The 10,632-nt window shown below is 59.0% G+C and carries 11 protein-coding genes; 4 read left to right on the top strand and 7 right to left on the bottom strand.

Features of this window, described 5'->3' with window-relative positions; translation table 11 throughout:
- Together BUE42_RS31050 and BUE42_RS31055 are read right to left on the bottom strand one after the other, a co-directional pair.
- The coding region (locus BUE42_RS31050; protein ID WP_304442410.1) for a 2'-5' RNA ligase family protein at nt 1-190 on the bottom strand (190 nt) is incomplete at its 3' end.
- Nucleotides 191-1,527: 1,337 nt separating this feature from the next.
- Entirely contained in the window at nt 1,528-2,058 is a 531-nt protein-coding gene (locus BUE42_RS31055) for a glycine zipper 2TM domain-containing protein (protein ID WP_369823032.1), read from the bottom strand.
- 313 nt (nt 2,059-2,371) lie between these two features.
- Here BUE42_RS31055 and BUE42_RS31060 point away from each other — a divergent pair, with 313 nt between their 5' ends.
- Nucleotides 2,372-2,941 (top strand): GNAT family N-acetyltransferase, encoded by a 570-nt coding sequence (locus BUE42_RS31060; RefSeq protein WP_073469347.1) that lies wholly within the window; start codon nt 2,372-2,374, stop codon nt 2,939-2,941.
- Nucleotides 2,942-3,361: 420 nt separating this feature from the next.
- Here BUE42_RS31060 and BUE42_RS32845 read toward each other — a convergent pair whose 3' ends face one another.
- Nucleotides 3,362-4,381, bottom strand: coding sequence for a restriction endonuclease (locus BUE42_RS32845; protein WP_159445531.1), 1,020 nt, complete (start codon nt 4,379-4,381; stop codon nt 3,362-3,364).
- Between the two features lie 93 nt (nt 4,382-4,474).
- A complete protein-coding gene (locus BUE42_RS31070) occupies nt 4,475-5,851 on the bottom strand; it encodes a hypothetical protein (RefSeq protein WP_200799070.1) in 1,377 nt (458 codons plus the stop codon).
- 651 nt (nt 5,852-6,502) lie between these two features.
- On the opposite strand from BUE42_RS31070, the gene BUE42_RS31075 reads away from it, so the two are divergent.
- The 3 genes from BUE42_RS31075 to BUE42_RS31085 all read left to right on the top strand — a co-directional run bounded on the left by BUE42_RS31075 (nt 6,503) and on the right by BUE42_RS31085 (nt 8,500).
- Nucleotides 6,503-7,078: a 3'-5' exonuclease family protein gene (locus tag BUE42_RS31075; RefSeq protein WP_056808586.1), complete on the top strand. Its 576-nt coding sequence runs from the start codon at nt 6,503-6,505 to the stop codon at nt 7,076-7,078.
- A gap of 46 nt (nt 7,079-7,124) precedes the next feature.
- Nucleotides 7,125-7,490 (top strand): hypothetical protein, encoded by a 366-nt coding sequence (locus BUE42_RS31080; protein WP_056808584.1) that lies wholly within the window; start codon nt 7,125-7,127, stop codon nt 7,488-7,490.
- 329 nt (nt 7,491-7,819) lie between these two features.
- On the top strand, nt 7,820-8,500 hold the full coding sequence (locus BUE42_RS31085) for a DUF4145 domain-containing protein (protein ID WP_056808583.1): 681 nt from the start codon (nt 7,820-7,822) through the stop codon (nt 8,498-8,500).
- A 223-nt stretch (nt 8,501-8,723) separates the two neighbouring features.
- Here BUE42_RS31085 and BUE42_RS31090 read toward each other — a convergent pair whose 3' ends face one another.
- The 3 genes from BUE42_RS31090 to BUE42_RS33275 all read right to left on the bottom strand — a co-directional run.
- Complete coding sequence (locus tag BUE42_RS31090) at nt 8,724-9,431, bottom strand: SOS response-associated peptidase family protein (RefSeq protein ID WP_083614823.1); 708 nt, start codon at nt 9,429-9,431, stop codon at nt 8,724-8,726.
- Nucleotides 9,403-9,789: a hypothetical protein gene (locus BUE42_RS32850; RefSeq protein WP_143171875.1), complete on the bottom strand. Its 387-nt coding sequence runs from the start codon at nt 9,787-9,789 to the stop codon at nt 9,403-9,405. Before BUE42_RS32850 ends, BUE42_RS31090 begins: the two co-directional genes overlap by 29 nt.
- Nucleotides 9,790-10,269: 480 nt before the next feature.
- Nucleotides 10,270-10,632: 2'-5' RNA ligase family protein (locus tag BUE42_RS33275; RefSeq protein ID WP_369823031.1), on the bottom strand; the 363-nt coding region annotated here is incomplete at its 5' end.

Consider the following 10,632-nt stretch of genomic DNA (forward strand, 5'->3'; position numbering starts at 1 on the left):
AGAGCTGCAGCTCGGGCACCGGCACGGCGGCCAGCGCCTCGACCAGACTCGCCTCATCGATCAAGTCGACGTCCCCGAGGAAGTGCAGCGTCAAGTGAAGGTTGTGCCGCGGCACCAATCGCGCGCCAGGCGGCAAGACCCACGTCGAACGCAGCGCGTCCACGGCATCTCGCATGCGGTCGTCAGCCATGAGGCCCACGAACAGGCGTCGGCTAGACATCAGATCCGGCGCCGTGCGGAGGCGTGATCTCGGCGGGGGTTCATCCTCACGACTATGCGCCGTCAGGGAGTGCCAGCGCTGTTGCGGCAGGCTGCGGGTCGGCCCTCATTTCCCACCGTGGGAAATAACGAGCCTCTGCAGCGTGTGCTCGTTAGCGGGCGCTACAAAGAAAAAGCCCGCTGCAAGCGGGCTTCGTGTGGGGTGGCTGATGGGACTCGAACCCACGACAACAGGAATCACAAAACGTGACAGGCGCGGCACAGTGTTGAAAATCAACGACTTACAGCTGCCCCGACGACGCAAAACCGGGTGATCCCGGTACAACCGCGGAACAGGCCGAGACAACCGCGGGACAGGTTCATCCGCTCCGTGCGATGCAGCAGCGATCGCACCGCTACGATTCGTAGGGTGCAGTACACGTTCGAGGTTCACGCGCCTGGTGCATCCCCCCCTGCAGATCGCGCGCGCCGCGGCTGACCGCACTCGATCACCCCGCTTCGCCAACTCAGTGCCGCACGGTTCTGGACCGTTCGGAGAGCTTCGCGTCGATCATCTGTCGAGCAATAGTCATCGCGCCCTCTGATGCGCGAGCAAAGGTATCGAACTCAGTCGTCGGGAACTGTTGCCACGACTCGTCACAAGCGAGGCTTGCTTCGACTGAGAAACTGGCCGTGAATCGCTTCGCCGACCCGTGAATGAGCGTCTCTTGTTCTGCGCACTCCGGTCGAGGTGTGACCTCTGTCCATCGCGTGGTGATGAAGCACCCCCGGTAGTTGATGTGCCGCCTGTTTGGCATGTTGACCCCCTAGTCACATTGCGTGGCGTCCAGGGTGCTCCCTGGTGCCAGATGCCGATGTCAGAGATGCGCTGTGATGGCACGGCAGCAACACGCGGCATTCTTGTAGGCCAAAGCGCTGTCCCCAAGCTTTGAAGTTGCGCTCGCAGGAGGATCGACACACTGGCAATGGCCTCATTCGACTGCCTGCCTAGCCCGGCGGCTGGCGAGCGAATTCCAAGCGTTCCGAGCACAGTCACACGCGCCACGCTCTCGACCAGCTGCTTAGAAGTCTGGACGTCGATCAAGGGCTACGGCGCCCGCGCGAGTGCTTTGTCTAACTCTTAAGGTAGGAGAAAACACAGGGCGGACGCGGGTCATTGGGCATCGGTTAGACACGTTTAGGGCCAAGCCCAGGATGTGCATCGCGCTTGAAGAGCAGTCCCGCTGGCGATTGCATGGAGGCAGGAAGTCGAGCAACGTTGCTACGAAGCATCGGATTGCCGGCTGTCGCACCTGGACGGCGTGTGGCTCAAGACGTCGGCGCTGTCGTGTCGACCTGGCCGTCCTTCACCGGCAGCGTGGCGCCAGGGCGAAACGAGGTTCGCGCCACTCCGTCCTTGCCATTCAGGCGGTAACTCACGTCGTAGCCAACCAACTTCTTCGACTTCTCTTGCACCGTCTTGCAGCGCTGCTCGGCGGTCGAGATAACGTCACCTTGCTGCATGTTCTTCTGCACTTGGTTGCCGGCGTAGCCGCCTGCCGCAGCGCCGGCTACGGTGGCCACCTTCTTGCCGGTGCCGCCGCCAATCTGGTGACCGAGCACGCCGCCGAGCACCGCGCCACCAACACTGCCGAGCAGGCGGTTCTCGTCCTTGACCGGCGCCTGGCGCTGCACCTGCACCGTCTCACACTGTTGGCGCGGCGTCGTCACGGTCTCCGTTACCTCCTTGACGGCCATCACCTCAGCGGCCTTGGGCTGCGACAGCTTCTGATAACCCGTGACGGCACCCGCGCCCAGCATCACCATTGCGATGCCGCCGACCGCGATACCTTTGATCATTGACTTGTCCATGGGTTGCTCCTGTAGTAGCCCACCTCAATTGTCGTGCCCGGCTCGCCGCGCGCATGGCAGTAGTGGCCGGGATCTGGTGTAGGACTTCGCGACGCGTGTGTCGCTTCGGTGTCCGCTGCGGCTTCCATCCGGCGATCGATGAATCAGGTTAGGCCCTACACAGGATCGATATTGCGCGCTCGCGGCGTTTGTGCTGGACTAACCGGCCCATCCCTGAAGAATCGAGGAGAACAAGATGGCCCCACTGGTTCGATGAGCCTGGAATGGCCGACGTGTTAGACCTCAAACAGCACACCAGCCGATGCCTGACTTCACTATCAAGTCACTCTCCCAGTCCACGTGGCCGGACTTTGCCGCACTGATCGAACGGCATAACGGTGTCTGGGGCGGATGCTGGTGTCTTGAGTTCCATCCCGAGGGCAAGGAACGCGGCGTGCATCGCCGCGCGCAAAAGGAGAATCGAGTGCGTCAGGGCACTGCCCACGCCGCACTCGTTTACGACAGAGCCACTTGCATTGGTTGGTGTCAGTTTGGCGCTCCAGAAGAACTCCCCCGGATCAAGCATCTGCGCGTCTATAGCGAAGGCTCATTTGAGATGCCTCAATGGCGAATCACCTGTTTCTTCGTCGACAAGGCATACCGTGGACAAGGTGTCTCCTCGGCAGCTCTTGCGGGCGCGTTAGAGGAAATTTCACGCCTTGGCGGAGGCACCGTGGAGAGTTATCCTGAAGACGTTGCAGGCCGAAATGTCTCGGCCTCATTCCTCTATAACAGTCGGCTATCAATGTTTGAACGACAAGGCTTCGAGCGAGTTAGGCGCCTCGGAAAGAACCACTGGGTCATGGCTAAGGTCGTGCAAGCTAGGCCGTGACGCCCCTTCGTATTCCAATCGAGAGGACTTGCCCCGGCAAGCCTCTCATCTCAAACGTTGAACGGCCGCTTTCCGGAGCCTTGCTCAGCCTGAGCCAACGTCCGCTATGGGTCGATCTGAGCCTGTCGCCGCACGAGCCTGAATGCCCGCACCTAGCGTGTACCAGTCGCTGGGGTCAGCGCGGTGCTGCATCGGCAATCGACCGCACTCGGCTCAACGGCTTTGCAATCTCCCGATCAATTTACAAATCAACAACTTAGAGCATCGCTACCCAAATCGCTTCGGCGACCTCCTCGACTGGGCAGTTGTGGCGTATCGTTGCCACAGGTCGAGCCTCACCGAGCAAGCCCCAGCTAGGCACGCTCAAAGTTCCCCTCTTCCGCCCTCTCCTCCCCGTCCGGCGCATGGCAATATTCAGCGCTAGCGGCCCAGACTAATTAGAAACTCGTCTACGCGTTCAAACAGAAACGAGTTCGGATCCGATCCTTCATCCTTGCCAACAAGTAATGAAGCAAGCTCATCCACTGTGAGCGAAAGCAAAAGCTTTCCGCTCTCGCGCATAGCGCCCTGGATAACTTTATTGGCTGACGACGAGCAGCCGCGCGGAGAAACAATGATCGCAAGCCGTCGAAGGGCTGAAGGATACAGGTATCGCTCGGTGGTTATAATTTCACTCTGTGAGATTTGTTCGCTATAGTTCTTAAACTCAAAAACAACGTATCGACTTTTCAGGTCCGTAAGCATCAGCCGCCATATCTCTGCCTTCGGTAGGATTCGGCATACCAAGTCGCGGCGATGCAACCCATCCTCTGTCGTGTGCTGTATATGCCACCCAAACAGATCCCGATCGAAGAGGTACTGGAGCGCTTCGACACACTTCTGCTCAAATATGTATGCGCCTTCCCTACCAGGCGGAATGGCCCTCAACTCGCTGGCCAACTCCCGCCCCTTTGTACTTTCAACATCTGATTGGATCTCAGCTTCCGCATCTTGCCTTATCCCGACATCCGATACCGTCACTTCCAAGAGGTCTTCTAGGCGCTTCAGAAGATCCGGATAGTAAGAAGCAACCTCAAGGAGTTTCGGGCCGTCCCAAATCTCTACGTTCGGGTAGTGCTGGCTTATTGAGAGTAGAGTCGATACCAATGGACACGACATGACAAGCATTAAATGCGCGACTCGCATTTCTTTCTGAACAAGTTGGAGGCGATTTAACGCTCTCACAAGTAGTTCCGCGGGAGGAGGCGAGTGGTATCTGTAGGCCTTTACTTCAACAATCGTCGCATCACCCAAATCACCAAATATGATGTCAACATCGTATCGGTGGCCCAGAGAACCCTCAACGACAAGGTTAGTTTTGACGCCCTCACGCCCCATGCGTTCTAACAATTCTGCGACAAGCTTCTCTAGCGTCACAGGCTCTTTCAGATTTGATGTCATTTCAACTCGTCCAGTGCAACAAGAGTTCGCCAATATCGAGTGAGTAGCCTTCCACATTCCCGAAACGCGATCGTCGCTGCGGCCCGATGCACGTCATTCCTGATCGGAACCCGATGATCTCAACGTTGTGGAGTCTTGCAAGGGATCCAAATCTAGATAGACGTATGTCGGCTCACGCCGAAGCCCCCCTGCCGCATAGGTCTTAACTAGCCTTTGATTCGCGGGTTCATATGTCAGGCTGTCGACTAGACTCGCCTCGGCGACGCGATGGTTATAAGAATTCAGCCAAGAAAAATTCCTCTTAGTCCAAGCAAGAACAGCTCTATGAAGTGCTCGACTGTCCCTGTCATATGTGGGGTTCCCGAGTTTCAACCCCATAACGTTCAAACAAAAGCCAAGAATCTTTGCGCCTTTGAAATTCGGTGAGCTGTGCATTCGTACGATCTCGTCGTACATGAGACGGCGGACCTTAAATTTTACAATCTTGCCCACAGTCGTTTGCAATCTATTGAAATTGAACAGACTGGACCAAACAGTATTGTGTTGCACCCACCAACATTGGCTGTGCGGCGATGTAACAGCTGAAGCGGCGAAGATCACTTCAAAGATCATTTCAGCGAGGTGATCGTAGAAGGTTCCCAGGCCACCATTTTCTGTCTTACGAATTCGGAGTTGTAGTTCCCCGGACAACTTGTGCTCATCAAGAATACTTACTGCATCAACAATAAACTCAATGACAACACGCAAGCGTGCCAAAACTTGATCGTCGAACGAAATTTCATCCGTTCCATCAAGCAAGTATACGTCGGAAGCAGCATGCTCTATGTTCGATTTTGCACGATACAGTACGAATGAATGCCCACGATACCCTCCTTTTGCGTAGCTGCCTAGAGTTAGCTTCACTGCTCTGCAATAGGCACCCAATTGCGCCGCTGTCCATTTGCCGCCGGCATCAATATTCGGATCAAGCAGAGTCCCAATATTCTCGACCATCTCGTAATTCGAGAAAATTGCTTGGCTCAGCGGCTTATGATAGCCAATAAGGCCTGATTCATAAGACTCCGTCTCATTGAATAAAAAAGAGTCCGCATTCAGGAGAGCCTCAGTCACGATATTGCAGCCGAAAGTCTCCACTTGAATTCCAAATTTTTTCATCTCCTGTATTTCTTGGAATATTGCAAGAGCCGTTCCCGGCGAGACTGCGACAATGCTTCGGCAGAGGCGCTTGTCGCCCAATAGAAGCAACAGGTCGTTGGCGTAGGCTTCCACCTTCGAAACCCTCTTCCGCGGCACTTCATCTCGCATAATATGATAATTCTTCAGCCTTCCAAGATCCGTGGCGTAGCTCACCAAGGGTGCCGCAGAGAATGTGAGTTCCTCCGCAATGATGGCGAGTTCATCGGGGGACCCTTTGAGAACTATTCGATATAGGGCTTGGGCAAATCTCTGTGCGTTCAGCTTGCCATACACCGGCGGGCGTATGAACGCGAACCACGCCCAAGTGAGAAACGTCAGAAGGAAGCTTCCCCCAAGGAGTGCCTGCCACGTTGCGGGTGTGAACAGATTGCCCCGCGGAACCAGCCACTGCTCGGCGCGCCATAGGTCCGTCAGAAGCGATAGCCCTCCGACGGTTGCAACGACAAAAAAAGTAAGTCCCTGCAATGGCAACGGCGCAGTTCTTATTCGGAATCGATAGCGAACATCGGCAGTTGTCCACGCGAGCACCATTAGCGCTAGGCCCGCCAGAAACTCCGAGAATCCAAAGAATCTTGGGGCACTCGCCTCCAACGGGAAAAAGCACACAGCTCCGTAACAACGCTCCATAGTCGTCTCCCCTCTCCTGCATTGTGTGTCCATCATCTTCGCACTGAAAGCAAAGGCCGGACCGTTACTCCGTAGGTCCCTGGTTCGAGCCCAGGTCGAGGAGCCAGTATTGACGGGGCCCGCAGCGATGCAGGCCCTTTGTCATTGGCGGCCCGATATGGGACGTTTATGAGACGCCGTCTCATATCCAGTAGTTCGGCATCGGTAGCTGGTGCCGCGCGCGACCGGCTTGCGCAGCCGCCCGCTCATCAGAAGACGGGCCCCTGGCAGGCGCGCGATCTGGCATCAGAATGCCGCGTGACCACCGAAATCTACGTCTCCACCGACATCGAAGCTGACGGTCCCATCCCTGGACCGCACTCGATGCTGAGCTTCGGCTCGGCGGCCTTCGACGCGAACGGGCGCCTTCTGAGCACCTTCGCTGCGAACCTTGAGTTGCTCGAAGGCGCCGCCTCGTCGCCCGCCACCATGGAGTTCTGGAAGGCCAACCCAGCCGCCTGGAACGCCACGCGGGTGGACTGTCAAGCGCCGAGCATCGCCATGCCGGCCTACTCAGCCTGGTTGAAGACACTGCCGGGCAAGTCGGTGTTCGTCGGCTACCCAGCAGCCTTCGATTTCATGTTCGTCTACTGGTACCTGATGCGCTTCGCAGGCGAGAGCCCGTTCAGCCACTCCGCGTTGGACATCAAGACATACGCCATGGCAATGCTTCGGCTTCCCTACCGGCAGTCGACGAAGCGGAACATGCCGCGCCGGTGGAAGGGAGACCTTCCCCACACGCATGTGGCGCTGGACGATGCGATCGAGCAAGGCAGAATTTTTTGCATGATGCTTGAGGAGAACCGCTCCAGTGCGACGGGTGATGGCACTTGAGCCGGCGCGTAGTGCAGCCCAACCTGCGCCCGGCTACCATGTCGACATGGACCTGATGCCTCGTTCCCGCTGGATTGACCAGTTCGTCATGCAGATGTCGAAGCGCTTCAGCGCGAACTCGGCCGAGGCGCTGAGGCGGTACGCGGCCGACGTGTGGGTGTACCGTCGCCAGCAAGATCCCGCCGACGCGGTTGAGCATCAGCGCATGCCGATGTCCGAAGTGAAATTCTGGCCGGCTTTGAAGGGCGTCGACGCCTGGCTTGAAGCCCAGGCTGGCGTGTACATGGCGATCGAGCCGATGAACGCGTGGGACGACTGCCAGGAAGCAGCCCACATCACCTACATCGAGCAGCAGCACGTGATCGACGCCGACCCCCTTGCCGCGATTGAGCAGATCTTTTCTCCGACCTAGCCTGGTGCGCGCGAACCGTTCGCACTTATGAGCAAAGCGCACGGTCATCTTCCGCGCGCGTCGAACTCACCCTTTCGGCCACTTCCCGTCGGTCGCGGAAGTCGACTCTCAGGAGCGCTGGTCGGCGCCCAGCATACTCACGTGCCAAGCTTGAAGCCCCATGGCGTCGGCCGTGTCCAATAGCAGGTGAACCGCCCAAGGCCAGCTCCGACCGTTGCGTTGCCCCTGGAGCAAGCGAGAGCAATCTACCGCTCCCTACGCCACGAATAGCAATGGCCCTAGGGCAAGGCACCAACCCCGTGCGGCAGAATCGACCGCAGGAGGGAACAATGGCAAACCCGGAAGAGAAGGTTTGGTGGCACTGCAACCTGTGCTTGCGCAAGACGAAGCACACAGTGCTCTATACGATCACTAAGGAGGACGTGACGGAGACTCACGAAGATGATTTCGACGTGGAGAAGTCCGTCTACACCCTCGCTGAGTGCAACGGCTGCGAATACGTCACCATGAAAACGTCTTGGTCGATCAACGGTCAAGGGGACATGGTTGACCAGTACCCGCCCGCCCTGGCTCGTCGCAGGCCGCCATGGATGCATGAGCTATTCCTAGCGGACTTTTTGGGCGCCCAGAGCAAATACAACCTCCTGCAAGAGCTTTACACCGGCATTGGCGCACAGAACTGGTGGCTGACTATGCTAGGTGTCCGCTCCCTACTTGAGTTCGTCATGGTCGAGAAGGTCGGCGACAACGGCAGCTTCGTTAAGAATCTGGAAAAGTTTCTTGAAGGTGGCTTCATCAGCAAGATTCAGTTGGATGCCCTGGGCCCGCTGATTGAGGCCGGGCACGCTACGACGCATCGGGGCTATCAGCCCACCTCAGCGGATGTCAATGTGGTCATGGACATCCTTGAGAACGTGCTTGAGTCCATCTACGTGACGACAGAGAGGGCGAAGAAGCTCAAGGTGCCGCCCAGAACAAAACCGGCAGCGGCAGCAGCTAAGAACTCATAGAAGCTTGTGGCCTGTGCACTGAAGCGTTCGCTTGGGGTATGCGGCCAGCCAAGTCATGTTGATCCGCTGAGGCGCGCCTAGGATGCTCGTATCCATCAACGACGTGGACGCGATCCTTGCCGCTGCCCCTTCCGGGTTCAAGATGACTTGGCTGGACGGATACCTTGCTCGGCCCCAGTCAACTTCAGCTTTGGGTCGCTAGCGGACGTTCCGGAGCCCCACGCTAAAACAAGTCCCCCTGTGGATCAGGCACCACCGCAGGCGGCGGCTTCGGCTTGTGCATCTGCGTCGCCTTGATTTTCTCTACAGGCCACTGGCCGATCACCTGCTCGGCCTCTGCGGGCGACCCGAAGAGCCATGCCTGCTGGTCTTGCAGCGGGAGCACTGCGACCATGCGCTTCTCCGGATCGTTGGGATCGGGCTTGTGCATGCGTTTCATGATCGGGTGATCGTCCGCGTTGATGGTGATCATCGTGTACGTGTCGAAGACTTGGCCGGTGGTCTTGTCGATCCAGCTGTTCCACAACCCGGCCATGCCGAGCGGACTGCCGTCGGCGTTCTCGAACCGCCAGCTCACGTGCGAGCCCGTTTCATAGCAGGGCTCGTAGAAGTTCCGGATCGGAATCACGCAGCGCTGCCCCGCCTGCCACACCGGCTTGAACGTGCGGCTGACCCGAACCTTGTTTTCCCAGCGTGCGTTGTTCGTCGCGTACGGGTAGGTGTTGATGTCCGGCCAGTTCGTCGGCACGAGCTGCCAACGCCCGACGGCGTAGATGAGGCCGCCAGTCGCGTGGTCCGCGCGCAGGAACTGGCCCTGCTTCTTCGGCCCCACGTGGTGCCCGTCGAAGAATCGCAATGGGGGCATCGGTCCGCTCACGTTCCAGTAGTCCCAAACTTCCTGCTCAATTGGCGAGGTGTACAGGTTGCACATCCTCGAGCTCTAGCGCCGCGGCGCTCGCCGCCGATGCAACCACCCTCACCCACCACGCTTGGTCGAACCATTCGGAGTTGCGGCTCGACCTGGTCGACTGAAGCTCCTGCCATCCCTTGATCAAGATGCCGCGCGGGTTGATCCGAACCACCCGTGCCTTGTCCAGCGGCGGCAAGACCCAGCTCATGCCCTCGGGACGACACAGGCCAGCCAACAGCGGCGGATTGCGGTCCCGTGGATCTCGACCAGGCCGGTCCGGCGTCAGGCTCAACACGCCACGATGGGCCGGAACAGACGCAAGGCTCCCCCGCTCGAGGCGCTGACCTCGCTTGTACATCTCCACCACGTCGACCAGCATTTCATTCGGGCACCCGTCCGCGCCAATCGTGAGATGGCGCTGCTCTCGAACCTGATGAACCTTGCGATCAACCGCGGCGACATCGATGTGAACCCCTGCAAGCAGGTACGCCGGAACAAGGAGCGACCGCGGGACGTCGTGCCGGAGTCCGCGGACCTCACGCGCTTCCTGGAATGGGCGCGTGCGCGAGGCGGCCAGTCAGCGGTGTTGGCGGCGATGGCAGAGTACGCCGCGCTGGCACCTTTCACGACCTGCGCGCCTACTGCACGACGCACTACAAGCTGGAGCACGGGGTGTTGCCGGACCTGCACGCGAACCCGGCAACCGCGGCGCGCGTATACGACCGGTCGAAGGAAGTGAAGCGCGGCGCGCTGTAGTGCTCCACTCGCGAGGGGAGAAATGGTGACGTGATCGCCGGCGACCTGGGCACGCAGTCCGAGAATGGCGACCTGGACGGCACCACTGCCGCCGTCCGTCTCCTCAGCCCGTGACCGTCGGCCAGGCTCTCACCACCTCGTAGCCCGCGGCGTCACGCCGCGACCAGACCAGAGACACTTCGCGCGGCGCCCAGATGATCGGATCGATCGCTGCCGGCGCCGGTGCCGCGACTGCGTGCCTGGCCAGCGTCATGTGCGGCGTCCATCGCGGTTCGCTCTCCAGGCCGGCGGCGGCCACCGCAACGCCGGTGTCGCGCCGCAGGTCGTCTAGCGCTGGCGTGCCCTCGGCCAGCAGCACCACGACGCCGTCGTGCCAAATCGCGGTCGACCGAATCGAGAGCTGCAGCTCGGGCACCGGCACGGCGGCCAGCGCCTCGACCAGACTCGCCTCATCGATCAAGTCGAC

Origin of the sequence: Rhizobacter sp. OV335, from assembly GCF_900142965.1 — a bacterium.
GTDB lineage: Bacteria > Pseudomonadota > Gammaproteobacteria > Burkholderiales > Burkholderiaceae_C > Rhizobacter.

What these genes read in the sequence shown, in the direction of transcription:
- BUE42_RS31055 (WP_369823032.1), bottom strand. Translation starts at nt 2,058, where the DNA reads ATGATCAAAGGTATCGCGGTCGGCGGCATCGCAATGGTGATGCTGGGC.
- BUE42_RS31060 (WP_073469347.1), top strand. Translation starts at nt 2,372, where the DNA reads ATGCCTGACTTCACTATCAAGTCACTCTCCCAGTCCACGTGGCCGGAC.
- BUE42_RS32845 (WP_159445531.1), bottom strand. Translation starts at nt 4,381, where the DNA reads ATGACATCAAATCTGAAAGAGCCTGTGACGCTAGAGAAGCTTGTCGCA.
- BUE42_RS31080 (WP_056808584.1), top strand. Translation starts at nt 7,125, where the DNA reads ATGGACCTGATGCCTCGTTCCCGCTGGATTGACCAGTTCGTCATGCAG.
- BUE42_RS31085 (WP_056808583.1), top strand. Translation starts at nt 7,820, where the DNA reads ATGGCAAACCCGGAAGAGAAGGTTTGGTGGCACTGCAACCTGTGCTTG.
- BUE42_RS31090 (WP_083614823.1), bottom strand. Translation starts at nt 9,431, where the DNA reads ATGTGCAACCTGTACACCTCGCCAATTGAGCAGGAAGTTTGGGACTAC.
- BUE42_RS32850 (WP_143171875.1), bottom strand. Translation starts at nt 9,789, where the DNA reads ATGCTGGTCGACGTGGTGGAGATGTACAAGCGAGGTCAGCGCCTCGAG.